Below are 24,469 nucleotides of genomic sequence, written 5' to 3'. Positions count from 1 at the left end.
AGCGTGAAGTGACGTCAGCTAACGATACGGCGCTCGGCCAGCCGGGCCAGGTTCTTCAGCGAGTTGTCCAAGTGGTCGACCTCGAACGGCGGGAACTCGATGTCGCGCATTTGCGGCGGCACCCCCGACCAGTCGTAGGTCAACGTCACCCGCGTCCGGCCAGGCCCGTCCGCTTCGAGATCGTAGCGCCAGATCCACCCGCCAAATGCGAGCTCGTTGCCACCCATCAGGTATCCGCGCTGGTCCGGGCCCTGCCCGGGCTGCCAGGCGAGGGCCCGCGGGGGGTCGATCACCTCGACCCGGTTGGCCATCTCGTAATCCTTTTCGGGGTGGTTGTCGTGATACATCGCCATCCGGAAAATCTGGCCCACGTCGGTCAGACGCTGGGGATCGAGTGCGTCGCGCACCCATCCGGTGCCGTCGATCGCCGGGTGTGTCGACGGGTCGGCCAGCACGTCGAAGACCACTTCGGCGGGCGCGTTGACGGTCGTGACGGCGTTCACGTGTTGATCGGTCATATGCGTACCGACCGCCACGGCCGCCAAAACTCACCGTCAGAACAGACCGCAGCCCGCGACACCGCAGAGAAAGGACGTGACCCACAGGAACGGCCAGGCGATGACCATCACCACCAGCGCTGCGATGTCGGAGAAAATCGGGAACGCACCCGTGAGCGCTTGCTGCAGCTGACCCATCAGCTCGATGTGAAAAATCGTGTAGCCGACGCCGATCACGATGTACATCAACGCGATCCACAACGCGAGCTCCAGGAATGTGTTGATGCCGCGATCGAACAGCATCCGTTCGACGCGCACCCAGATCCCCGGCTCCGGCAACGCTACAGCCCCAGCAACTGCGGTAGGTCCGCGACCGAGTCGATGACGTGGTTGGGTTGCATCGCGAACTCATCGGCCGCCCACCGGTCGAGCGTGTCCTGACGAAACTTGCCGGTGCGCACCAACACTCCGGACATGCCGACGACCTGTGCGGGCAGCACGTCGTTGTTGAGGTCGTCGCCGATCATGTACATCTCGTCGGGGTCGACGCCGAGTCGGCTTGCGGCGGCAAGGAATCCCTCTGGCGCAGGCTTTCCGACCGCAGTCGCTTTCCGGCCGGAGGTCTGCTCCATACCGATCAGGTACATGCCGGTATCCACGCGCAAACCATCGGTCGTCGTCCACACCGTGCTGCGGTGCATCGCCACCACCGGAACCCCCTGAGCCATCCAGTCGTAGACCCACGACAGCGTCAGATGGCTGTACTCCGGTCCCGCCCCGCCGAGAATCACCACGTCGGGGCGCTCCGGTGCAGTGGGTCCGCTGAAGTCGCTCGAGTACTCGATATCGATACCGGGCATGTCCTCGGCAATCTGCCCGCTGTTGACGAGGAAACATCGCGCATCGGGGAAGTTGTGGCGGACGTACTCGGCGGTCAGCACAGCGGCAGTGATCACCTCGTCGGCGCGCACGGCCATCCCGGCGTCGTTGAGCAATTCGGCGATCTGCGCCCGCGTCCTGGTCGTGGTGTTGGTCAGGTACGAGCAGGCGACCTGATGGTCGGCGAGGGCCCGCAGCGTCTCCGCGGCACCGGCGATCGGCTTCCACGACGTCACCAGGACGCCGTCGATGTCGAACAACACACCACCGATTGCCATTGCCCGACAGTAAACGGCGATCGTCTCAGCGCAAGTCGGACCCACCCCTATTCGCCGGAGCGCGCCCACCTGGTGTCGGCGACCCACGGGGACGCTTCGCCGACGATCGTCCACGCCAGCCCGGCCGGTATGTCGATCACCTGATAGTGCTTGACGCCCGCCGCGGTCGCGGCGATCAGCGTGGCGACACCGGCCCGGCGCTGCATGAAGGTTTGGCGCACCGTCCATCCGATGATGCCGGGCGCCGCGATGCAGTCACGCCTGCGCTGCAGGCTCCCCGTGCGCGCGACCAACCAGCCGTCGCTCACCAGATGCCCGAGCGACCGCGACCGGTCCAGGGCGAGCAGCGCACAGCACACGGTGAGCACCGCCCATGCCACCCATACCCAGACCGGCACCAGCACGACCACCAGGACGACAGCGACGATCGCAGGACACGCCAGCGCACGGGTCCAGCGTCTGCGGGTCGCGGCGGGCCCGTGGCGGCGCAGCGTGCCGGTGACCGCGTCGGGTCGCGCGATCAAATCGCCCAGGACCGTCTGCGCGGTCGACCTCGGACACGGCGGCAACAGCATCGACGCTTCGCCCGCGCCGCCGACACCCGTCATCACCGCATCGAGACGGGCACCGCCAAACAGCCTGACCAGCAGCGGTTCCCGCAGCGTTCCGCCCCGTAGCCTGCGCATGTCGAACGTGTGCTCCCGCACCCGCAGCAGCCCGTGCTTGAGGTGCAGGACGTCGGCGTCGCGGCGCAGGTCGAGGTTCGCGTAGCTCAGCAGGGACTGCGCGACCGACAGCACGACGGACGCGACGAGCACCACGACCGCGCCTGCGGCGATGGCGGCTGCTACGCCGAAGCGATCAGCGATGGCCGCGCCCGACTGCTCGATCCGCGAATCCCGCAGCGCCGCAGCTGCTCCCACCTGATATGCGATTCCGACGGCGGCCGCGATCATCGCCAGGCCGGTGAAGCTCAGCGGGCTGTACCGCAGCCACGACGGGTGCCAACGCGCGAGCACGCTACCCGGCGTGGCGCCCTGATGCTCATCGACTGCCAACGATCCGGCCAGCAGCATGGCGCGCAGCCTCGGCGCTTCCGCGGCAGCGACCGCGTCGAGCGCGAAAACACTGTCTCCCATTGCTTCCTGCCCGGTGCTGACCCGTACCACGGTCAGGTCGAGCAGCCGGTGCAGCAACCTCGCGTCGGTGGACACCGAACGAATCCTGTTGCGCGGCATCGAAAGAACTTTGCGCTGCACAATCCCCTTGCGCAGCTGCACCTCGCCGGGGCCGATGCGGTAGCTCGTGGTGAACCAACGTGCGAGCCCGATACCCACCGTGACCACCAGAACGGCGACCGCATACATCGGATTGCCGGTGGCAGAGCCCAGCACGACCGTCCCGATGATCACCGGGATCTGGCGCAGCACTTCGTGAACGGGGTGCACCAGCAGCATGCGGGCGCTCAGCCGACTCCACTCGGCGCCGGTCGGGGAATTCACGTCGCGTCCTCGGCCCCGATCGCCGCGATGTCGGTGAGTTGGGCGACGACGCGGTCCGCGACATCGACATCCAGGGCCACGATGCGCACCGCACCGGCCGACGACGCCGTCGTCACGGTCACGTTCGCGAGCCCGAACAGCCGGTCCAGGGGTCCGCGTTCGGTGTCGACGGTCTGCACCCGCGATACCGGCGCGATGCGGCGCTCCTGCACAAGCCACCCCGAGCGCGTGTACACCGCCTCGGGAGTGACGTCCCAGCGATGAACTCGGAAGCGCCACATGGGAACCACGACAACGAACAGGAGGACACAAATCGCCGTGACCGCCGCGGCGACTGCATGCACCCACCACGTGCGGTGGTCGACGACGAACCACACCAGCTGGGCGAGTGCCAACAAGGCCCACGGAATCAGCGCGCCGAGCGCCCACACCAGCGGCGCCTTGCGACTCGGCGGATTCGCGGGATCCCTCATGGTCAGCACGTTCACGAGGTCACGATTTCTCGAGACTCAGACACTGGCTCACCCCGAACAGCCGCAACGTCCGCAGCGTCCGCGCCGGGATCAACTCCTCGACATCGGCGGTCGCCACGACGGCCGGCCGTACTACCGGGATGCGCTCTCCGCCGGACACGACGGTGGCGGAACCGGCGGCCAGCACATTGCGCAGCCAGTCGGTGCGCGCGCCGTAAGGCAGCGCGATGAGAAGCCGGGTTGTGGTCTCGATGATGTCGACCGGTGTCTCATGGGTCTTGGCCGAACGACGTCCGATGTGCTCGATGACCGACGTCTGCGTTCCCGCGCTGCCCGCCGTGCGCATCACCCGCGGATTCGTCAACCAGCGGTTCATTCGTCGCACCGTGTTCACCACCGGGGTGACCTGCCAACGCATGCCTGCCACCAGCAGCCCCAACAACACCAGGACCGCACCGAACAGCGTGCCGATGATCACCGCAACCACTCGCATAGAACGAAAGTAACCGGCGGCGCAAGGCAGCAGGGCTTCAGTATGTTGATCGCATGGGTGCCAAATGGACCGCGGCCGACATACCCGATCAATCCGGTCGCGTCGCGATCGTCACCGGCGCGAACAGCGGCCTCGGATACGACACGGCGGCTCTCCTCGCCGGCAAGGGTGCGCAGGTCGTCATGGCGGTGCGCAACCTCGACAAGGGCAACGAGGCCCTCGGGCGCATCCAGCGGACACATCCCAATGCCCAGGTCGCCCTGCAGGAACTCGACCTGTCGTCGCTGGACAACACCCGCAAGGCCGCCGAGGTCATGCGGTCGGCCTATCCGCGCATCGACCTGCTGATCAACAACGCGGGGGTGATGTACGTGCCGACCCGCGAAGCCACCAGCGACGGCTTCGAAATGCAATTCGGCACCAACCACCTCGGCCACTTCGCGCTCACCGGTCTGCTGCTCGACAACCTGATCGGAGTCGACGGCTCCCGCGTGGTGACGGTCAGTAGCGTCGGTCACCGGATCATGGCCAAGATCCGTTTCGACGACCTGAACTGGGAGCACAGTTACAACCGCGTCAAGGCCTACGGCCAGTCCAAACTCGCCAACCTGATGTTCACCTACGAGCTGCAGCGTCGTCTCGCGGCGAAGGGCGCCCCGACCGTGGCCCTCGCCGCGCACCCTGGTTTCTCCGACACCGAACTCATGCGGCACCTGCCGGGCTTCATCCCGGATTCGCTGTGGAAGGTCGTGGCCCAACCCGCCGAGATGGGGGCGTTGCCGACCCTTCGCGCGGCCACCGATCCGGGTGCACAGGGCGGCCAGTATTACGGTCCCGACGGCATCGGCGAGGCCAAGGGAAATCCCAAAGTGGTTGCCTCGAGCGCACAGTCACACGACGAGGCCATTCAGCGTCGGTTGTGGACGGTCTCCGAGGAACTGACCGGCGTGACCTTCGGAGTCTGATGCGGTCCGTCGAGGAACATCAGCGTGTCGTCGCTGGCCTGATCCGCCGCCGGACGCCGATCGCCGTCGCGCTCGCCGACTCGCTGGGGCTGGTCCTGGCCGACGATGTGGTGGCGCCGCTGTCGCTGCCCGGTTTCGACAACTCCGCAATGGACGGCTATGCCGTTGTGGCCGAGGACGTCTCGACCGCCACGGCGGCGCAGCCCGTGCTGCTGCCCGTCGCCGAGGACATCCCGGCCGGCCGCACCGACCCGCTCACACTCACATCGGGGACCGCACACCGGATCATGACCGGCGCACCGCTGCCGCAGGGCGCTACCGCTGTGGTGCCTGTTGAGGCCACCAACGCCGCGACCGACACCGTGGAGATCCGTGCGAGTGCCAAACTCGGCCAACACATTCGACGCGCGGGCGAGGACGTCACCTCGGGCACCACCGTGCTGCGGGCAGGGCAGGTCGTCACCCCCGCGGCGGTGGGGTTGGCCGCCGCGCTCGGATTGGGTGAGCTGACGGTCATTCCTCGGCAACGGGTGCTGGTGATGTCGACCGGATCGGAACTCGTACCGCCCGGCACGCCGCTGCAGCCGGGTCAGATCTACGAATCCAACGCGGTGATGCTGGCCGCGGCGCTGCGCGAGGCCGGGGCCGAGGTGGTGGCGTCACCGACGACCGGAGACGACGTCGCCGCGTTTCGTGACGCGCTGATCCGTCACAGGAGCGACGCCGACCTCATCATCACGACCGGCGGGGTGAGCGCCGGCGCATATGAGGTCGTCAAGGACGCGCTCGGAGCCGGAGGGCAGGCGACATCGGGCCTGGCCGGCGAGGTGGAGTTCGTCAAGGTCGCGATGCAGCCCGGCATGCCACAGGGCTCGGGCGTCGTGGACGGCACGCCGATCATCACGCTGCCGGGCAACCCGGTCAGCGCGCTGGTGTCTTTCGAGGTGTTCCTGCGTGCTCCGGTGCGAAGTGCGATGGGGCTGCCGCATCCCGATCGGCCGCGGCGTTCCGCCGTCCTGATCGAGGACCTCACGTCACCGCGGGGGAAGCGCCAATTCCGGCGCGGCGTGTTCGATTCGGTTGCGGGCACGGTCACCAGTTACGGACCGCCCGCATCGCACCACCTGCGCTGGCTCGCGTCGGCGAACTGTCTGTTGGAGATCGATGAGGACGTTGCCGAACTGGCCGGCGGATCCGATGTTCAGATCTGGGACTTGACCTAAGCCCTATTGGCGACGCGCTCCGCCCGTAGAATCGGCCCACGATGGCCAGACGCCCCGACATTCAATCCGGCCCCGCGCGGTTTGCCGCGCTGGTGCGCTCCTCCGTACCTCCGATGCACCCGGCGGGCCTACCGTTCGTCGGCGCGAGCCTCGCGGTCGCCGCGCTGGGGTACCGCAGCCGCTGGCTGCGGCGCGCCGGGCTCGCGTCCGCCGCGGCCAATGCCGCATTCTTCCGGCACCCGCCGCGGGTGCCACCAACCCGTCCCGGCCTTGTCGTGGCGCCCGCAGACGGACTGGTCTGCCTGATCCAGGAGGCGGTGCCGCCCGCCGAACTCGGCCTGCCCTCAACGCCATTGCCGCGGGTCAGCATCTTCTTGTCGATCTTGGACGCCCACGTGCAGCGCGCCCCGATCGGCGGTGAGGTGATCGCGGTCTCGCACCGGCCAGGGAAGTTTCATTCGGCCGAACTGGAGGCCGCCAGCGAACTCAACGAACGAAACAGCGTCGTCATCCGCAGCCCGGAAGGCGCGCAGGTGATCGCCGTGCAGATCGCCGGCCTGGTGGCCCGCCGCATCGTGTGTGACACGAAGGTGGGCGACAAACTCGCGATGGGCGACACCTATGGCCTGATCAGGTTCGGATCTCGGCTCGACACCTACCTGCCCGCCGGCTCCAACGTCCTGGTCTCCCTCGGCCAGCGCGCCCTCGGCGGAGAGACGATATTGGCCGAGTTGCCAGAGGCTCCCGCGTCTGATGTCGCGGCCGGAGACGCTTCGTGATCAAACCCCGCGTCAAGACGCCGGTCATCAGTCTGCGCATCCTGCCCAGCGCCATGACCGTGACAGCCATCTGTCTGGGCTTGAGTTCGGTGAAATTCGCACTCGACGGCAGACCGACAGAGTCGATGGCGTTTTTGGCCGTCGCGGCGATACTCGACGCACTCGACGGCCGGATGGCCCGGATCCTGAAGGCCACGTCCCGAATGGGCGAGGAGATCGACTCGCTCGCCGATGCGGTGAATTTCGGTGTCGCACCGGCATTCATCGTCTACGCGACGCTGCTGTCGTCGTCCCGGGTCGGCTGGATCGTGGTGTTGCTGTACGCGGTGTGCATCGTGTTGCGGCTGGCCCGTTTCAACGCGATGCTCGACGTCGCCAAGCCCGCCTACGAGAGCAAGTACTTCGTCGGCATGCCCGCCCCCGCCGGAGCGATCGGCGCGATCGGCCCGCTGGCTGCCAAGATGCAGTTCGGCGACGGCTGGTGGACCTCTGAAATCGCCGTCGTCATCTGGATGATCGGCGTCTCGCTCTTGACGGTCAGCACCCTGCCGATGCGCAAGATCCACACCTTCTCAGTGTCACCGAACATGGTGGCTCCGCTTCTGGTGGCGGTCGCGATCCTGGTCGCCGCGTCGATCCTCTACGGCTACCTCGTGATCCTGGCGATCATCCTCGGGTACGTCATCCACATTCCGTTCGCGATCCGAACCCGGCGCTTCCTGGCGGCCCATCCCGAAGTCTGGGACGACAAACCTCGACAACAGCGGGCGGCTCGGCGGGCGATTCGTCGCGCGCAGCCGCACCGGCGATCGGTGATGCGACTCGGATTGCGCAGGCCGGGCTCCTGACGTGACCGGTTTCGATTCGGGGAAGTCGGCAAGCGACCGTCCCGCCCTCAAGCAGCAGCTGACGCTGACCGCGCGCCTGAACACCTCAGCGTTGGACACTCGGCGTGGAGTCGTCCGCCTTCATCCGGAAGTCATTGCGGCGCTCGGCATTCGGGAATGGGACGCGGTGTCGCTGACGGGTTCCCGTACCACCGCAGCGGTGGCCGCAGTGGCACCGCCGGGCACGCCCACCGGCACCGCGCTGCTCGATGACGTCACACTGTCCAACGCAGGCGTACGTGAGGACACCACGGTGCTCGTCGCGCCTGTGACGGTGCACGGCGCACGATCGGTGACACTGTCCGGTTCGAACCTCGCGACCCGGTCGATCTCACCGGCGACGCTGCGTCAGGCACTGCTGGGCAAGGTGATGACGGTGGGCGACACGGTGTCGCTGCTCCCCCGAGAACTCGGTCCCGACATCCCGACGTCGGCAGCGACGTCGGCGCTGGCGTCGTCGGTCGGCATCACGTGGACGTCGGAACTGCTGACGGTGACTGGTGTCGATCCCGTGGGACCGGTGAGCATCCAGCCCAATTCGCTCGTCAGCTGGGGCGACGGGGTGACTCCGTCCATACCCGCATCGTCGGGGCAACCGACCGTCACCGCCGCCAAGGAGTCGACGGCGAGCACCGTCAGTTTCGACGACCTCAAGGGCGCACACGCCCAGGCGTCGCGGCTGATCGAGTGGCTCAAGCTCGCCCTCGACCAACCGCAGCTACTCGAAACACTCGGCGCGACAGCCAATCTCGGCGTGCTTGTCTCCGGTCCGGCGGGCGTCGGAAAGGCGACCATGGTGCGGACGGTCTGCACCGACCGGCGCCTGGTCGAGCTGGACGGACCCGAGGTCGGGGCACTACGCGCCGAGGACCGGCTCACCCGTGTTGCGGCTGCGGTATCCACCGTCCGCGACGGCGGCGGCGTGCTGCTCATCACGGACATCGACGCGCTGCTCCCCTCACCCGCCGAACCCGTTGCGACACTGATCCTCACCGAGTTGCGCAATGCCGTCGCCACCCGTGGCGTGGCATTCGTGGCCACGTCCGCGCTGCCCGACAACGTCGATCCGCGCCTGCGCGCACCCGACCTCTGCGACCGCGAGCTCGGCTTGAGCCTGCCCGACGGCGCCATCCGCAAGCAGCTGCTGGAGGTGCTGCTGCGGGACGTGCCCGCCGGTGATCTCGCCCTGACCGAAATTGCCGAACGTACACCGGGTTTCGTCGTCGCCGACCTGTGCGCGCTGGTGCGCGAGGCCGCACTCCGGGCGGCGGCCAGGGCCAGCACCGACGGCGAGCCGCCCGCGTTGACACAGGACGACCTGACCGGCGCGCTCAGCGTGATCCGGCCCCTGTCGCGGTCGGCGACCCATGAGGTCTCGGTCGGATCGGTGACGCTCGAGGACGTCGGCGACATGGCCGAGACCAAACAGGCGCTCACCGAAGCCGTGCTGTGGCCACTGCAGCATCCGGAGACGTTCGAGCGCCTCGGCGTCGAGCCTCCGCGCGGCGTCCTGCTCTACGGCCCGCCCGGCTGCGGCAAGACGTTCGTGGTGCGGGCGCTGGCCAGCTCTGGTCGCCTGAGCGTGCATGCCGTCAAGGGTGCCGAGCTGATGGACAAGTGGGTGGGCTCCTCGGAGAAGGCGGTCCGCGACCTGTTCCGGCGCGCGCGCGACTCGGCGCCGTCGCTGGTCTTCCTCGATGAACTCGACGCGCTGGCGCCGCGGCGCGGCCAGAGCTTCGACTCCGGTGTCACCGATCGGGTCGTGGCGTCGCTGCTCACCGAACTCGACGGCATCGAACCACTACGCAACGTGGTGGTGCTCGGCGCGACGAACCGGCCCGACCTGATTGATCCGGCGTTGTTACGGCCCGGCCGGCTCGAAAAGCTTGTCTTCGTCGAACCGCCCGACGCCGAAGCCCGCCGCGAGATCTTGCGCACGGCAGGCAAATCCGTGCCACTCGCCGACGATGTCGACCTCGATGCGCTGGCGGCCGGGCTCGAGGGCTACAGTGCCGCCGACTGTGTGGCGTTGCTGCGGGAGTCCGCGCTGACGGCGATGCGGCGCTCCATCGACGCCGCCGCGGTCACCGCCGACGACGTGGCCAAGGCCCGCGAAACCGTGCGGCCGTCGCTCGACCCCGTCCAGGTCGAGTCGCTACGGGCGTTCTCTGCCGCCCGCTGACGACCTTCGTCGACTAGGGCCGAGCCTCGAGCACGAGGTTGAACGGAGTCTCGGTGGCCCGGCGGAAACGGGTGAACCCGCCACCGTCGACCACGACTTCGCGTAGCCGCGCTTCACCTGCCTGGGCGCCCAGCGCCGGACCTTTCCGGGCCAGCGAAACCGGGACACAGATCTGGGTGGACGCGCCGTACATCACGCGACCCACCGGATTCAGATTGTCGGCCACCCGGTCATTCGCGAACGGCTCGACGAGCATCACGGTGCCGTCGTCGTTGATCGCCTCGCGCGCATGGCGCGACACATTGACCGGATCGGCCATGTCGTGGAGGCAGTCGAAGAACGCGATGAGGTCGAAGCTCTTGTCCTGGTAGCCGACGGCATCGGCGACTTCGAAACGCGCGTTCGTAACCCCTGCGGCAGCGGCCTTCTCGGTGGCGACCGTGATCGACTCGTCGTGATAGTCGTAGCCGACGAACTCCGATTCGGGGAAGGACATCGCCATCAGGATGGTGCTGGCACCGTGGCCGCATCCGACATCGGCGACCTTGGCCCCGCTCTCCAGTTTTTCGACGACGCCGTCGAGCGCCGGCAGCCACGAGCCGATCAGGTTCGCGTTGTAGCCAGCGCGAAAAAAGCGCTCCGTTCCCTCGAACAGGCAGGGGTGATGATCTCCCCACTCCATACCGCGGCCAGACCTGAAGTTCTCGAGCGTGTGCTCGAGGGCGTGGAAGGTCGCCTCGACGATGTTGTACGCGCCGGGCATGTCGACCGGTCCGTTCGGATCGGTCAGGCACAACGCCTGCTCTGGACTCATCGACCACTCGTCGGATGCGGGGTCGTACTCCACGTATCCGCCCGCGCCCTGATTCCCGAGCCATTCTCGGATATAGCGCTCGTCGGTTCCTGTGCGTTGCGCCAGCTGGGACGACGTCAGTGCGCCTTTCGCCAGCTCGCGATACAGCCCGAGTCGATCGCCGACGAGCATCAGCGTCGCACTCATCGCGGCCCCGAGGTCGCCCACCGCCTTACCGAGAAATTCGTTCAACTTCGCTTCGTCGACAGCCATGGCCGCCTCCTTTCACCGATCAGAAGTGAGGTGTCCATAGTGGGCGCGACGAGCGGCCCGCGTCGGATATTGACCGCTCCCATCCGGACGTCTGTGCCCAGGGAAATACATCTTGACAGTGACTAGTTCAAAGGGCATAGTCGGACTAGAACTAGACACTGTCAAGATGAGCTTCGGGAGGCCACGATGACCGCGCCATTGACGATTCGAGCCGGCGATCGCGAGCGTGAACAGACTTCCAACCTGCTGGGCCAAGCCCTTGCGCAGGGCTATTTGGTACTGGACGAGTACGAGACGCGCCTGCAGGCCACATTCGCCGCTCACACCACCGCGGAACTACACGAACTCGTCGCAGACCTGCCGCTGGACCGCATCCGGCGCAACGACCCGGCGCGCAGGCAGGCTCGCCAGAAGGCGGCCAGGCGCGGCGTGCAGATCCACCTCGCGGCCTACCTCGCGATGGTCGTCATCGTGCTGACGGTGTGGCTGGCCGTCGGTCTCACCGCGGGCGCCTGGTACTTCTGGCCGATCTGGCCGATCCTCGGTGCCGGCATCGGCGTCATCGGACACGCGGTGCCGATCCGGTTCGCGGTCCCCCCCGGTGGATGTGCGGCGCGTCAGGGCTCGATCAGTCCTGCGCGAATTGCATAGCGCGTCAACGCGACCCGGTCCTGCAGCCCGAGTTTGGCCAGCGTGTTGGTCCGGTGACGGTCGACGGTCTTGGCGCTGATACTCAACGTGGTCGCGATCTCGCGGGTCGACAAGCCCTCGGCGATCAGCTTGAGCACCTCCTCCTCGCGCGGCGTGAGGATGGTGTCGGGCAGCGCGTCGCCCTGCCGCGCCCGGTGCAGATAGTCCCGGATCAGCGCAGTCACTGCGCCCGCGTACAGAAACGGCTCACCGCGCAGCGTCGCGCGGCATGCCTCCAGCAGGTCGCGGTCCGCGACCGACTTCAGCACATATCCCGAGGCGCCGGCTTTCAGGGCCTCGAAGAAGTACTGCTCGTTGTCATACATCGACAGGATCAGGATCCGCACATGCGGATGCCTGCGATTCATCTCCCTCGCTGCCTGCAGACCCGTCATGCGCGGCATCGCGATATCGAGGATCGCCAGGTCGGCCGGTGTGCGGTCGAGCACGTCGAGGGCTTCGCTGCCGTCAGCCGCCTCTGCCACCACGGTGAGATCGGGCTCCGCATCGATGATCATCCGCAGCCCGCTGCGCACCAGGGCGTGGTCGTCGGCGAGCAGAATCCGCGCGGGAGAGGCGAGCATCAGCCGTCCCGCCCCGGCAGCGGAATCACCAGGCGCACCTCGGTGCCCTCGTCCTTGACAGAGGTGATCGTCAGCGCCGCGTTCACCAGCACCGCCCGCTCGCGCATCCCGTTGATCCCCGCACCCTCGTCGGCGACGCCACCCCGTCCGTCGTCAGCGATCCGCAGTGTCAGCTGATCCGCGGTGGTGTGCATGTCGAGCCACACCTTGTGGGCGACGGCATGCCGCGCGACATTGGTCAGGCTCTCCTGGGCGACCCGGTAGCAGACCAACTCCACATCGGCAGGCAGCCGATCAGCTTGGGAGGCAATGTGTTTGACCACCGTCAAGCCGGTGGCCTGAGCGAACTCACTGCACAGCGCGTTGAGCGCACTGGTGAGTCCGAGGTCTTCGAGCGCGTCCGGGCGTAATCGACGCACGATGCTGCGGAGCTCGTCGAGGCTGGCGCGCACCGCCTCCTGCGTCCCGGCGAGTTCGCTCTTGATCTCCGTCGGCGCGAGATCGACAGCGCGTTTGAGCATCAGCAAGGCGACCGTGAGGGTCTGCCCGATCTCGTCGTGCAGTTCGCGGGCAATGCGCTGACGCTCGTTCTCCTGGGCGGCCAGCGCGGTCGCGCCCGCCGTCGTCCGCTCAAATTTCAGCAACGGGGCCAGGCTCGACCGCAGCAGCAGCGCATTCGCCGTCAGCATCACCGCCAGCCCGACGACCAGGACCGGTATCTCGGTCAGCTTGATGCGCGATGACACCGACGCGGGAGACAGCGCCAAAATCAACGTCCCGGCGACGAAGATCAGTCCGTTGATCAGGAAGACACGCCGAAACAGCGCGGCCGCCGGAGTGCGCGCCCGACTCATAGCCCCAGGGTGACAAGTCATACCGAGGTTTGTCCATACAGGCCACATCTCGCCCGAATGGGGGTCAGACCCGATGGTGTGCCACTTCTCCCCCGCCCAGACTGACCCTCAACATGCACGGTCAGTCGACGAAATGACCGGAGGACGAGGACGATGACGCTTACCGCAGACACCGCCGGCACCCATTGGAACGAACTCATGCAAGCACATGAAATCGCCGTGACCCCACCGACGGTGCGGATGGATGACCCGGTGTCCAAGGCCGTACAGCTGATGGTGGTCAACCGGCTACCTGGCCTCGTCGTGGTCGACGAGTCCGACCGTCCGGTTGCCGTGCTGCCCGGGACCCAAGTCCTGCGACTGACGATCCCCGAGTCCTACCGCGACGATCCGGCGCTCGTGCGGACCGTCGACGAGATCCACGCCGACCTGTTCTGGCACGGTCCGGGCCGACTGACCGTGGGCGACTGCCTTCCCACCCCGGTCGCCAAACCGGTGACGGTGGCCCCGGACGCCACCCTCCTCGAGATCGCCACCGTGATGGCCAACAAACGGAGTCCGCTGATCGCGGTCGTCGACCGTGGGGGAAAGCTGGTCGGTGCGGTGACGCTCGAGCGGCTACTCACGAGCCTGGCCGTGGCCGGCCCCAACGACTGATCCACCGGCCCCGTGCTGGCTCCTCTTCTGGCGCTGGCGATATTTGTCGTCGCCTTCTGGTTTCTGGCGACCGAGCGTGCGAACAAGGTTAAAACCGTCCTGGTCGCCGCAGGCCTGATGACGCTGCTCGGCCTGACCCCCGGCGTGCAGATCTTCTACTCCGAGCACGAGGGCATCGACTGGAACGTCATCTTCCTGCTGCTCGGCATGATGGTCATCGTCGGCGTCATCAAGCAGACGGGGCTTTTCGATTTCCTCGCGATCTGGGCCGCAAAACGCTCCAAGGGCAAGCCGTTTCGGCTCATGGTGATGCTGATGGTCATCACCGGCGTAGCCTCACCGGTACTCGACAACGTCACGATCATCATGCTCGTCGCACCGGTCACGCTTGTCATCTGCGACCGGCTGGAGATCGCGCCGCAGCCGTTCCTGATCGCCGAAGTGCTGGCGTCCAACATCGGCGGGGCCGCAACACTCATCGGCGATCCGCCCAACATCATCATCGGCAGCCGGGCCGGCCTGACGTTCAACGACTTTCTGGTGAATATGGCGCCGATTGTGCTCGTGATCTTCGCGCTGTTCGTCCTCTTCACAAAGTTTCTGTTCCGAAACGATCTGCGCGCCAACCATATGCGCCTCGACAAGGTGATGGCGCTGCAGGAACGGCGAGCGATCAAGGACACCGGCCTGCTTCTGCGGTCGATGGCGGTGTTGGTGCTGGTGATCGTCGGCTTCAGCCTGCACTCGGTGCTGCATGTGGCGCCATCCATCGTCGCACTGCTGGGTGCGGGCACGATGCTGTTGGTCACCAACGTCGACGTGGCCGAGGTGCTGCCCGAGGTGGAATGGCCGACGCTGGTGTTCTTCATGGGCCTGTTCGCTATGGTCTCGGGCCTGGTGCACACCGGTGTGATCGGGTGGCTCGGCGACGCTGCGGTCAACCTGTTCGGCGACGACTTCTTCCTCGCCGCAACGGGTTTGCTGTTCGGATCCGCCATTCTCGGCGCGTTCGTCGACAACATTCCGTATACGGCGACGATGACTCCGGTGGTCGAGGACATGGCCGCGCAGGCACCGGACGCCGACACCGGCCGAGCTTTGTGGTGGGCGTTCGCGCTCGGTGCATGCTTCTCGGGTAACGGCACCGCTATCGCCGCCAGCGCCAACGTCGTCGCCATCGGTATTGCGCAGCGGGCCGGTCACGCGATCAGCTTTTGGCGATTCACCCGCTACGGCATTGTTGTGACGCTGCTTTCGACCGCGATCGCTTGGGTCTATGTGTGGCTGCGCTACTTCTGATGCATCCAGTTATCCACTGCCGCAACACATTCGGCGGCGCTCGGGACCCGCTCGTCGGCCCAGGCCACGTAGCTGTCGGGCCGCACCAGAACAGCGGCGGAAAGCTCCGGATGCCTGCCGACGACGTGCACGAGGTCGGAGCGGCCGGTGTCCACCGGCGTCGCCGTGATCAACACGAACTTCCCCGCGCGCAACAATTCGTAGACGCGCTCGCCGCTGCAGTCGACGTCGGGCATCCGGCGGCCCACCAACGCGTGGTCGCCGCGCTTGCGCGGGTAGGCGATTCCGATACCGCTGAGGAACTCGCGCATCAGTCGCCTGGTCTTGGGCACCCGGGTCAGCGTTCCGATGACGATAGTGCGTGCGATGCGTTGCACTTTCGAGCGTCCGAGCACCACCTGGTTGAAGGCGTCGGTCGTGCGAAGCACCGCCGCGCCGACCGGATGCCGCTCGGCTTCGTACGTATCCAACAACCACGTCGGCGCCGATCCATTGACCGCGGCCGCCAGCTTCCAGCCCAGGTTCATCGCATCGCCGATGCCGGTGTTCATGCCCTGGCCGCCGAGCGGCGAATGCACATGGGCGGCGTCACCTGCGATGAACACCCGGCCCGACCGGTAGTGCCGCGCCTGTCTGCGTTCGGACAGAAACCGCGAACTCCACCTCATCTCGGTCATGCCGTAGTCCTCACCGGCGATGCGGACGAACGAATCGCGGATCTCGTCCAGCGTCACCGGTTCGGTCAGCGGCGCCTGTTCACGCAACCGGTCCCATGCGATGGCGCGGAACCAGCCATCGCCGAACGGGATCATCAGGACGACACCACGCTCGTTGGTCACCCCGGTCAGGGTGTCGGACGGTGCGCGCGCCAACGCGACGTCGGCCAGCAGGATGTGCGTCTCGTACTGCTTGCCTGCGAAGTCGATGCCGACCTGAGCGCGGACGGTGCTGTGGGCACCGTCGCAGCCGACCACGTATTTCGCGCGGATCGACGTCCCGTCGGCACACGCGACCGTGACACCACCGTCGTCCTGGGTCAGCCCGATCACTTCAGCTCCGCGCACGACGGGGACACCGAGTTCGCCGACGCGGGTCTCGAGCACGTGCTCGGTGCCGCTCTGCGGGACGATCAACAGCATCGCGTACCTGCCGGGCAGCTCCCGCAGGTCGACCGTCGTACCGCCGGGCGGAGCGAGCTCGAACACCTGCACCCCGCGTGGCACCAGAGCCTCGGCCATCCCGCGCGCGTCGAGCAGTTCCAGGGTGCGAGCGTGCACGGCGAAGGCCCTGGTGATGTTCGGTGCCGAGGCGCGTTCCTCGAGCACCCGGACCGCCACGCCTGCAAGGGCGAGTTCGCAGGCCAGCATCAGACCGGTAGGCCCAGCGCCGACCACTACCACATCGGCTGTGTCCATGACGCCGGATGGTAGCTGCATCGGCCCACGTAGACTGGCGATAAGTCCAGAGCCCTAACCCGGCTGACACCCCGCTATCTGCCCTTCGCCGACGGCTCACCGCCGACCTACGACAGAAACGGAGTGCCCTTGCTCGCCATCCTCATCGCCCACGCAGTCGCAACCGCTCTGGCTCCCCTGCTCGTGTACCGCTGGGGACGGATGGCGTTCTACCCATTGGCATTGGTGCCGCTGGGTTCACTGGTCTGGGTCGCGGCCAATTGGCCCGCTCCCGGGGGAGCATCCACGGTCGACGTGCCATGGGTGCCCGAGTTGTCGATGAACTTCAATCTTCGGTTTGATTCGCTCGCGGCGATCATGAGCGTTTTGGTGCTGGCCATCGGCGCCCTCGTCCTCTTTTACTGCGCCGACTATTTCCAGCACCACGACGGACACACCGAGAAGCGGCTACCGAGCTTCGCCGCCGAGTTGGTCGCTTTCTCCGGCGTCATGTTCGGCCTGGTGACCAGCGACAACATGCTGCTGCTCTATGTGTTCTGGGAGCTGACCACGGTGTTGTCCTTCCTGCTGGTCGGTCATTACGCCGAGCGCGCCACGAGCCGCCGCGCCGCCACCCAGGCGTTGTTGGTCACGACGTTCGGCGGGTTGGCGATGCTCGTCGGCATCATCGTGCTCGGCAACATGGCCGGCACCTACCTGCTCTCCGAGCTGATCGCGTCACCGCCCACAGGCATCGCCGCTTCCGTCGGTGTGGTGCTCGTCCTGGTCGGGGCGCTGTCCAAATCGGCGATCGTGCCCATGCACTTCTGGCTGCCGGGAGCGATGGCCGCCCCGACACCGGTCAGTGCGTATCTCCACGCCGCGGCGATGGTCAAGGCCGGCGTCTATCTGTTGGCGCGCATGACGCCCGGCTTCGCGGATTCTCCGCCGTGGCGGCCCATCGTGATCACCCTCGGCATCCTGACGATGTTGATGGCGGGCTGGCGGGCGGTGCGGGAGTACGACCTCAAGTTGATCCTCGCGTTCGGCACCGTGAGCCAGCTCGGGCTGATCACCGTCATGGTGGGCTCCGGCGGTAGCGACATGATGCTCGCCGGGCTGGCGATGCTGGTCGCGCACGCGATGTTCAAGGCGTCGCTGTTCATGGTCGTCGGCGTCATCGACCACGCCACCGGTACCCGTGACATTCGCAGGCTGGCATGGCTCGGCGCCCGCAGCAGGAGCCTTCTGATCATCGCGATCGGAGCGACGGCAAGCATGGCGGCGCTGCCACCGTTTTTCGGCTTCGTCGCCAAGGAGGCCGACCTCGAAACAGTGCTGCACAGCCCGGTTCTCGGCTCGGCCGCACCGTTCGTCCTCGCTGGCATCGTGCTCGGTTCGGTGTTCACCACCATCTACAGCCTGCGTTTCCTGGTGGGCGCCTTCGGCCGCAAGGGACGACCGGAGCCCAGCACTCGGGTGGCCGAAATGCACCGCCCCGAAGTCGCTTTCATGTTGCCGCCCGCGCTTCTCGCGGCCGCAGGCCTGCTGTTCGGACTGTGGCCGACGCACCTCGACACCGTACTGGACAGCTACGCGGAGACGGTCCCCGGCGGCGCGGACTACGACCTCGCGCTGTGGCACGGACTCGGACTGCCGCTGCTGTTGTCGGTTCTCGTCCTCGCGGTCGGCAGCGCGGCATTCTTCGGGCGGTCGCGCCTGCGTCGCGTTCGCGTTGTGCGCGAACCGCTCGGCAACGCCGACCGGATCTACGATGCGGCCGTCCGCGGCCTGGACGTTCTGTCGGTCCAGCTGACCGCGGTGACGCAGCGCGGTTCGATTCCGGCGACGCAGTCCGTCATCCTGTCGACGCTGGTCCTCGTCCCCGTCGCGGCGTTGGCGATGGGCGCCCGGGATCGACCGGACTTCTTGTTGTGGGGTTCACCCGTTCAGCTCGTGGTCGGGTTGATCGTGCTGGCGGCCGCGCTCGGTGCGACCATGCTGCGCAACCGGCTCGCGGCCGTGCTCTTGGTCGGGGTCACCGGCTACGGCTGTGGCGCGATCTTCGCGTTCCATGGCGCACCCGATCTGGCGCTGACGCAGTTCCTGGTCGAAACGCTGATGCTGGTCATCTTCGTCCTGGTGCTGCGCACACTGCCCGCCGAGGCGGACCGCACGCACATCAACCGGTTCCGGGTGGCGCGAGCAGCACTCGCGATCGCCGTCGGCGGGACGGTCACCACGCTGGCCGTCTTCGCGATGGCCGCCCGCACCGGTACGCCGATCGCCGACTTGCTCCCCGACGCAGCGTACTTCCGTGGACACGGCGCCAACACCGTCAACGTGCTGCTCGTCGACATCCGCGCGTGGGACACCATGGGTGAGATCATGGTGCTGCTGGTTGCCGCGACCGGTGTGGCGTCGATGGTGTTCCGGCACAGGCGGTTCGGGACGGCCCCGAGGGTCTCCGACGCCGGCCAGCCCGACATCGGACGCCTGCCCATGACGACGCACAGCCCGGCGGCAGGCGACATCACGTGGCTGAGGGGCAGCGAGTTGCGCGACCCCCGACACCGTTCGTTGGTCCTCGAGGTCGCGACGCGCATCATCTTCCCGCTCATGATGGTGCTGTCGGCGTACTTCTTCTTCGCCGGCCACAACACTCCCGGCGGGGGCTTCGCGGGAGGGCTGACCGCGGGGCTCGCGCTGGTGCTGCGGTATCTCGCCGGCGGACGCTATGAACTGGGTGAGACGCTGCCCTTGGACGCGGGCAAGATCCTGGGCAGCGGGCTGCTGCTGTCCGCGGGAACCGCGGTGACCTCACTGCTGGTGGGTGCGCCGGTGTTGTCGTCGGCGCTGATCGAGTTCGACGTGCCCGTGCTCGGAACGGTCAAGTTCGTCACGGCGCTGTTCTTCGATCTCGGGGTCTACCTCATCGTCGTCGGACTCGTGCTCGATGTGCTGCGCAGCCTGGGTGCCCGCATCGACGTGGAGATGGGCCAGCAGCGCGGGGCGGTGAACTCGGCATGAGCACCTACCTCGTCCCGCTCATCATGATCGGCGGCCTCACCAGCGCGGGTGTCTACCTGCTTCTGGAACGCAACCTGACGCGGATGCTGTTGGGGCTGTTGTTGATCAGCAACGCCATCAATCTGCTGATCCTCACCGTCGGCGGCCCGTCGGGTAACCCGCCGATCCGTGGCCGAACCAGCGAAGGCCAGACCACCACCGCAGATCCGTTGGCGCAGGGCATGATTCTGACGGCCATCGTCATCACATTTGGTATCGCCGCGTTCGTGCTGGCGATGACGTACCGGTCGTACCGACTGACCACCGAAGAGGAAGTCGGTGACGATCCAGAGGATGCAAGGGTCTCGGAGATCGCCGCCAAGGACGCCGTGACCATCGAAGAGGATCGGCTACGCGCAGATGCGGCCCGCGACACCGACGAGCCCGACGAGTTGGACGCGCTACCCGGATATGAGGGCTCGCGATGACAGCCGAGCGAGTAGCGAAGGCGGATCGCCCATGACAGCCGAGCGAGTAGCGAAGGCGGATCGCGCATGACACTGCCCGCGGTGTTGACGCCGTTGCCGGTGCTGATCCCGACACTTGCCGCCGCCGTGACGATGTTCGCCGGCCGCAGGCCACGACTGCAACGAGTCATCGCCCTCGGCGCGCTGTCGGTGGTCGTCGTCGTATGCGCTCTGCTGCTGTACCTCGCCGATCGCGACGGAACGCTGGCCCTTCAGGTCGGCGGTTGGGGGCCCTCGGAGCCCGGGATGGGACCGCTCGGCATCACCCTCGTGGTGGACCGATTGTCGGCGCTGATGCTTCTGGTGTCGTCGATAGTGCTGCTGGCCGTGGTGTTCTACGCCATCGGTCAGGGCATCCGAGACGGCGACGACCGCCAACCGGTGTCGATCTTCCTGCCGACCTACCTGGTGCTGTCGGCAGGCGTCTGCATCGCATTCCTGGCCGGCGACCTCTTCAACCTGTTCGTCGGATTCGAGGTGCTGCTGTCGGCCAGCTTCGTGCTGCTGACCATCGGTGGCAGCAAGGACCGTGTGCGCGCGGGCATCTCGTACGTCATGGTGTCGATGGTGTCCTCGCTGGTGTTCCTGTTCGGCATCGCGCTCGTCTACGCGGCGACCGGCACGTTGAACATGGCCGAGTTGGCGTTGCGACTCGAGGGCGTCTCGTCGGGCACCCGCACGGCCTTGTTCGCGGTGCTGCTCGTGGGGTTCGGCATCAAGGCCGCCGTCTTCCCCCTTTCCGCGTGGTTGCCCGACTCCTACCCGACCGCGCCCGCACCTGTGACGGCGGTGTTCGCCGGCCTGCTGACGAAAGTGGGTGTCTACGCGATCATCCGGGCACATTCGTTGCTGTTCCCCGTCGGTGGCCTGGATCCGCTGCTGCTCGTGGCGGCACTGCTGACCATGCTCGTCGGTATCCTCGGTGCGATCGCGCAGAGCGATATCAAGAGACTCTTGTCGTTCACTCTGGTCAGCCACATCGGCTACATGGTTTTCGGTATCGCACTGTCCAACGAGCTCGGCATGTCCGGTGCCATCTACTACGTGGCCCACCACATCGTGGTGCAGACGACGTTGTTTCTCGTCGTCGGGCTGATCGAACGTCAGGCCGGCGCGTCCACGCTGCAACGTCTCGGCGGGCTGGCCGCCGCCAGCCCCATCCTCGCGTTCGTATTCGTGGTGCCCGCCCTCAATCTCGGTGGCATTCCGCCGTTTTCCGGGTTCATCGGCAAGGTCGCGCTGCTGGAGGCGGGCGCCGAGAACGGCTCGGTCCTGGCGTGGACTCTGGTCGGCGGCGGCGTGGTCACCAGCCTGCTGACGCTGTACGTGATCACCCGGGTGTGGACGAAGGCCTTCTGGCGGTCGCGCGAGGATGCCCCGGAAGGACATCTGTCGGCGGCCGCACCAGCGGCGCTGCTCGACGATTCCGAGGATGTTGACTTCTTGAAGCGCGACGACGTGGGCAGGATGCCGGTGGGCATGCTGCTGCCGACGGGAGCGCTGATCGCGGTAGGGCTCTCCATGACGATTCTCGCCGGGCCGTTCTTCGCCTATTGCGAACGCGCCGCCGAAGAGGTCCTCGACCCCGGCCAGTACATCTCGGCGGTGATGGGCAGATGAGAAACATCGTGCTCCGCGTCTGGGTGGTGTGCTGGCTGATCTTGGTGTGGATTCTGTTGTGGGGCACGTTCTCTGCGGCCAATGTCCTCTCCGGCCTGCTCGTCGCGCTGGTCATCACGCTCCTGCTGCCGCTGCCCGCGGTGCCCGTCGAGGGCAGGGTGCACCCGCTGTCGCTGCTTCGGCTGCTAGTCACCGTCGGCTACTACCTGGTGCTGTCGTCGGTGCAGATCGCGTTCCTGGCCATCAGGCCCGGGCCGCCACCGCTGTCAGCGGTGCTGCGTGCCCATCTGGCGGTCAAGTCCGATCTCGTGCTCGCATTGGCCGTCAACATCTTCAACCTGATTCCCGGTTCGATCGTGCTGGAGATCGACCAGAGCAGGCGCATGCTCTACATGCACGTGATCGATGTCGGCAATGAACGCGCCGTCGCCCGCTTCTACGTCCAGGTCGCCCGGGTGGAGCGGCTGCTCGTGCGGGCGTTCGAGCGCGAAACCGACTGGCGGCCTTCACCGGACAAGGAGAGCGCATGAATTATGTCTGGATTGCCGCGGCGGTGATGCTGACGGCCGCGGCCGGCGTCACGATGATCCGGTTACTCGCAGGCCCCAGCACACTCGATCGGCTGGTGGCGCTGGACACCCTCGTCGCCGTGACGATGTGCGGCATCGGCACCTGGGCTGCGTTCAGCCTCGACACGACGGTGACGTACGGCATGGCCGCGTTGGCGTTGATCACTTTCGTCGGCTCGGTGAGCGTCGCCAGATTCCGTGTGCCGGACATCGACAACTCAGGCATCACAAGGGGAGAACGATGAACGTGCTCGACGTCGCGGTCGCGGTGCTCATCCTCGGCGGCTCCGCGCTGGCACTGACCGCGGCCATGGGTGTGGTCCGCTTCCCGGACACGCTGACACGCATGCACGCGGCATCCAAACCGCAGGTGCTCGGACTGCTGTTGGTGCTCGCCGGCGCGGCGATCCGGCTGAGCGGCAACATCGATGTCGGCATGCTCGTCCTCACCGGCTTGTTCACCGTGATCACCGCACCGGTGGTGGCCAACCGGGTCGGCCAGCTGGCCTACCGCGAGCAGAACGTTCGCGACGACCTGCTGACCAAGGACGAGCTGTACGAGTTCGCCGAACCCGAGAACGGTGGCAATGGCAAGAACTGACGACGACGGCTCGGGCATCACCGAGAGTGTCGGCGCCACCGCGCTCGGGGCGGCGTGGGCCCGTGCGCAGGAAGCGTCCGCGAGCTGTCCGCTGTTCACCGACTCGTACGCCCAACGCTTCGTCGATGCCGCGATGGCCCGCGGCTGGCAGCTGCCGCCGTCGCACATCGTCGAACGGAACCGGGCGATCTCGAATTACGCCGCCTCGCGCACCAAGTGGTTTGACGACTTCTTCATCGCCGCCAATGCACACGGCGTCGTGCAGGCCGTCATCCTCGCGGCGGGTCTCGATGCCAGGGCGTGGCGGCTGCCGTGGGCGAACGACAGCGTCGTATTCGAGATCGATCAGCCGAAGGTGCTCGCCTTCAAGGCCGAAACGCTGACCGACGATCGACCGGCCGCCCGCTACGTCCCTGTGCCGATCGACCTGCGCCAGGATTGGCCGAAAGCCCTGCGCGACGCGGGTTTCGACCCGCAGGAACCGACCGCGTGGATTGCCGAGGGCCTGCTGCCCCACCTGCCCGCCGAGGGCCAGGACGTGTTGTTCGAGCGCATCCACGAACTCAGTGCGCCAGGCAGCCGGATCGGCGTCGAATCGTTCGGCGCCGGGTTCTTCGATCCCGAATATCTGGCCAACCGCCAGGAACAGGACCGCGCCGACGTCGCCGACTGGCTGATGGATCACGGCTGGCGGGTGTCGTCGGAGGAAGCCGACGCCCTGATGCTGCGTTATCGCCGCCCGCCCACGGAGGACATCACGCCGCGCACCACGTTCGTCGAGGGCGTGCGGGGCTAGCCGAAACCTACTCGGAGAGCTGAAATTCGACCATTGCGGCGACGGTGTCCACGGCTTCGCTGAGCGCGGCTACCCGCGCAGCGGCAGTGGGCGCGGCCAGTACGGCGTACCGGTCGGCCTGCCCCATGGGCAGACGGGATGCCAACGCGTACAGCCACATTGCGACATCCCCCGACGCGTCCGCGCCGGCGACGATGTCCCGCGCCACCACCTGTGCTCCACGCGCCTGGGCGATCCGCTCGAACAGCGCGACCATGCGGTCCTCGATGTCCCTGATCGCGTCCACGTCTACGGCGTCACCCGGTTCGTCGGGCCACTCCTCCACGGCCGCGCGCGGGTACGGGTTGTCCGGCTGCCACTCCACCACCCGAATCCGCTCGGCCATCACACACCGCAAGCGATAGCGGCCCTCCCCGAGGTCGGCGGCCTCCGCGATGCGTGCCATCGCGCCGACGTCGCTGCGCATGTCACCGCCGCCCACCTCGCGGCCCGCCGAGATCAACACCACGCCGAACGCCGGAGCTTCAGGCTGAGCCAGGCAGTCCGAAACCAATGCTGCGTAACGCGGTTCGAAAATCCGCAACGGTAGTTCCTCGCCGGGCAGCATCGCCACCTGCAGCGGAAACATGGGCGTGACGAGCATCC

Annotated in this window: 26 protein-coding genes; 15 read left to right on the top strand and 11 right to left on the bottom strand. The window is 66.9% G+C overall.

Annotated elements, in window-relative coordinates:
- Positions 1 to 14: 14 nt before the first annotated feature.
- The 6 genes from G6N42_RS25020 to G6N42_RS24995 are packed head-to-tail and all read right to left on the bottom strand — an operon-like array spanning position 15 to position 4,122.
- Positions 15 to 518 (bottom strand): SRPBCC family protein, encoded by a 504-nt coding sequence (locus G6N42_RS25020; protein WP_163734363.1) that lies wholly within the window; start codon positions 516 to 518, stop codon positions 15 to 17.
- Between the two features lie 36 nt (positions 519 to 554).
- Positions 555 to 836 carry an addiction module protein gene (locus G6N42_RS25015; protein ID WP_232076308.1) on the bottom strand — a complete coding sequence of 94 codons (282 nt, stop codon included), beginning with the start codon at positions 834 to 836 and terminating at the stop codon, positions 555 to 557.
- A 2-nt stretch (positions 837 to 838) separates the two neighbouring features.
- Positions 839 to 1,654: an HAD-IIA family hydrolase gene (locus G6N42_RS25010; RefSeq protein WP_163734360.1), complete on the bottom strand. Its 816-nt coding sequence runs from the start codon at positions 1,652 to 1,654 to the stop codon at positions 839 to 841.
- Positions 1,655 to 1,701: 47 nt separating this feature from the next.
- Positions 1,702 to 3,111: a PH domain-containing protein gene (locus tag G6N42_RS25005; RefSeq protein ID WP_163738194.1), complete on the bottom strand. Its 1,410-nt coding sequence runs from the start codon at positions 3,109 to 3,111 to the stop codon at positions 1,702 to 1,704.
- Positions 3,112 to 3,152: 41 nt separating this feature from the next.
- Entirely contained in the window at positions 3,153 to 3,629 is a 477-nt protein-coding gene (locus G6N42_RS25000; protein WP_174262160.1) for a PH domain-containing protein, read from the bottom strand.
- Positions 3,630 to 3,648: 19 nt separating this feature from the next.
- Complete coding sequence (locus tag G6N42_RS24995; RefSeq protein WP_163734357.1) at positions 3,649 to 4,122, bottom strand: nitroreductase family deazaflavin-dependent oxidoreductase; 474 nt, start codon at positions 4,120 to 4,122, stop codon at positions 3,649 to 3,651.
- Between the two features lie 53 nt (positions 4,123 to 4,175).
- On the opposite strand from G6N42_RS24995, the gene G6N42_RS24990 reads away from it, so the two are divergent.
- From G6N42_RS24990 to G6N42_RS24970, 5 genes are read left to right on the top strand one after another with little or no spacing between them, the layout of a single operon-like run.
- The gene (locus G6N42_RS24990) at positions 4,176 to 5,087 is read left to right on the top strand and encodes an SDR family NAD(P)-dependent oxidoreductase (protein WP_163734354.1); all 912 of its coding nucleotides are present in this window, start codon (positions 4,176 to 4,178) and stop codon (positions 5,085 to 5,087) included.
- Positions 5,087 to 6,310 (top strand): molybdopterin molybdotransferase MoeA, encoded by a 1,224-nt coding sequence (gene moeA, locus G6N42_RS24985; RefSeq protein WP_163734351.1) that lies wholly within the window; start codon positions 5,087 to 5,089, stop codon positions 6,308 to 6,310. The genes G6N42_RS24990 and moeA overlap by 1 nt, the downstream gene beginning before the upstream one ends.
- A 41-nt stretch (positions 6,311 to 6,351) precedes the next feature.
- Positions 6,352 to 7,089, top strand: coding sequence for a phosphatidylserine decarboxylase (locus G6N42_RS24980; RefSeq protein ID WP_163734349.1), 738 nt, complete (start codon positions 6,352 to 6,354; stop codon positions 7,087 to 7,089).
- A complete protein-coding gene (locus G6N42_RS24975) occupies positions 7,086 to 7,937 on the top strand; it encodes a CDP-alcohol phosphatidyltransferase family protein (RefSeq protein WP_174262159.1) in 852 nt (283 codons plus the stop codon). The genes G6N42_RS24980 and G6N42_RS24975 overlap by 4 nt, the downstream gene beginning before the upstream one ends.
- A 1-nt stretch (position 7,938) precedes the next feature.
- Positions 7,939 to 10,158 carry an AAA family ATPase gene (locus G6N42_RS24970; RefSeq protein ID WP_174262158.1) on the top strand — a complete coding sequence of 740 codons (2,220 nt, stop codon included), beginning with the start codon at positions 7,939 to 7,941 and terminating at the stop codon, positions 10,156 to 10,158.
- Positions 10,159 to 10,171: 13 nt separating this feature from the next.
- Here G6N42_RS24970 and G6N42_RS24965 read toward each other — a convergent pair whose 3' ends face one another.
- Positions 10,172 to 11,224 carry a methyltransferase domain-containing protein gene (locus tag G6N42_RS24965; RefSeq protein WP_163734346.1) on the bottom strand — a complete coding sequence of 351 codons (1,053 nt, stop codon included), beginning with the start codon at positions 11,222 to 11,224 and terminating at the stop codon, positions 10,172 to 10,174.
- Positions 11,225 to 11,410: 186 nt separating this feature from the next.
- Here G6N42_RS24965 and G6N42_RS24960 point away from each other — a divergent pair, with 186 nt between their 5' ends.
- A complete protein-coding gene (locus G6N42_RS24960) occupies positions 11,411 to 11,875 on the top strand; it encodes a DUF1707 domain-containing protein (protein WP_163734343.1) in 465 nt (154 codons plus the stop codon).
- Here G6N42_RS24960 and G6N42_RS24955 read toward each other — a convergent pair.
- Complete coding sequence (locus G6N42_RS24955) at positions 11,842 to 12,498, bottom strand: response regulator (RefSeq protein WP_083124133.1); 657 nt, start codon at positions 12,496 to 12,498, stop codon at positions 11,842 to 11,844. The two genes, G6N42_RS24960 and G6N42_RS24955, sit on opposite strands and share 34 nt — an antisense overlap.
- Complete coding sequence (locus tag G6N42_RS24950; RefSeq protein WP_163734340.1) at positions 12,498 to 13,352, bottom strand: sensor histidine kinase; 855 nt, start codon at positions 13,350 to 13,352, stop codon at positions 12,498 to 12,500. The genes G6N42_RS24955 and G6N42_RS24950 overlap by 1 nt, the downstream gene beginning before the upstream one ends.
- A 153-nt stretch (positions 13,353 to 13,505) precedes the next feature.
- Here G6N42_RS24950 and G6N42_RS24945 point away from each other — a divergent pair, with 153 nt between their 5' ends.
- Entirely contained in the window at positions 13,506 to 14,009 is a 504-nt protein-coding gene (locus G6N42_RS24945) for a CBS domain-containing protein (protein WP_232076306.1), read from the top strand.
- 12 nt (positions 14,010 to 14,021) lie between these two features.
- Positions 14,022 to 15,308: an ArsB/NhaD family transporter gene (locus tag G6N42_RS24940; protein ID WP_163734334.1), complete on the top strand. Its 1,287-nt coding sequence runs from the start codon at positions 14,022 to 14,024 to the stop codon at positions 15,306 to 15,308.
- Here the strand turns inward: G6N42_RS24940 and G6N42_RS24935 are convergent.
- A complete protein-coding gene (locus G6N42_RS24935; RefSeq protein WP_163734331.1) occupies positions 15,299 to 16,723 on the bottom strand; it encodes an FAD-dependent monooxygenase in 1,425 nt (474 codons plus the stop codon). The two genes, G6N42_RS24940 and G6N42_RS24935, sit on opposite strands and share 10 nt — an antisense overlap.
- A 129-nt stretch (positions 16,724 to 16,852) precedes the next feature.
- On the opposite strand from G6N42_RS24935, the gene G6N42_RS24930 reads away from it, so the two are divergent.
- The 7 genes from G6N42_RS24930 to G6N42_RS24900 all read left to right on the top strand — a co-directional run bounded on the left by G6N42_RS24930 (position 16,853) and on the right by G6N42_RS24900 (position 23,824).
- Positions 16,853 to 19,732, top strand: a complete 2,880-nt coding sequence (locus tag G6N42_RS24930; protein ID WP_163734328.1) for a Na+/H+ antiporter subunit A — start codon at positions 16,853 to 16,855, stop codon at positions 19,730 to 19,732.
- The gene (locus tag G6N42_RS24925; RefSeq protein WP_163734325.1) at positions 19,729 to 20,199 is read left to right on the top strand and encodes a Na(+)/H(+) antiporter subunit C; all 471 of its coding nucleotides are present in this window, start codon (positions 19,729 to 19,731) and stop codon (positions 20,197 to 20,199) included. The genes G6N42_RS24930 and G6N42_RS24925 overlap by 4 nt, the downstream gene beginning before the upstream one ends.
- A 66-nt stretch (positions 20,200 to 20,265) precedes the next feature.
- On the top strand, positions 20,266 to 21,858 hold the full coding sequence (locus tag G6N42_RS24920) for a Na+/H+ antiporter subunit D (RefSeq protein WP_163734322.1): 1,593 nt from the start codon (positions 20,266 to 20,268) through the stop codon (positions 21,856 to 21,858).
- A complete protein-coding gene (locus G6N42_RS24915) occupies positions 21,855 to 22,388 on the top strand; it encodes a Na+/H+ antiporter subunit E (RefSeq protein ID WP_163734319.1) in 534 nt (177 codons plus the stop codon). The genes G6N42_RS24920 and G6N42_RS24915 overlap by 4 nt, the downstream gene beginning before the upstream one ends.
- Complete coding sequence (locus tag G6N42_RS24910; RefSeq protein WP_163689293.1) at positions 22,385 to 22,672, top strand: monovalent cation/H+ antiporter complex subunit F; 288 nt, start codon at positions 22,385 to 22,387, stop codon at positions 22,670 to 22,672. The genes G6N42_RS24915 and G6N42_RS24910 overlap by 4 nt, the downstream gene beginning before the upstream one ends.
- Entirely contained in the window at positions 22,669 to 23,028 is a 360-nt protein-coding gene (gene mnhG, locus G6N42_RS24905; RefSeq protein WP_163734316.1) for a monovalent cation/H(+) antiporter subunit G, read from the top strand. Before G6N42_RS24910 ends, mnhG begins: the two co-directional genes overlap by 4 nt.
- Positions 23,015 to 23,824 (top strand): SAM-dependent methyltransferase, encoded by an 810-nt coding sequence (locus tag G6N42_RS24900; protein ID WP_163734313.1) that lies wholly within the window; start codon positions 23,015 to 23,017, stop codon positions 23,822 to 23,824. The genes mnhG and G6N42_RS24900 overlap by 14 nt, the downstream gene beginning before the upstream one ends.
- Positions 23,825 to 23,831: 7 nt before the next feature.
- Here G6N42_RS24900 and G6N42_RS24895 read toward each other — a convergent pair whose 3' ends face one another.
- Positions 23,832 to 24,467, bottom strand: a complete 636-nt coding sequence (locus G6N42_RS24895; protein ID WP_163734310.1) for an LON peptidase substrate-binding domain-containing protein — start codon at positions 24,465 to 24,467, stop codon at positions 23,832 to 23,834.
- Between the last annotated feature and the right edge of the window lie 2 nt (positions 24,468 to 24,469).

The organism is Mycobacterium gallinarum, from assembly GCF_010726765.1.
Classification (GTDB): domain Bacteria; phylum Actinomycetota; class Actinomycetes; order Mycobacteriales; family Mycobacteriaceae; genus Mycobacterium; species Mycobacterium gallinarum.
This window is presented reverse-complemented; position numbering and strand designations above follow the sequence as displayed.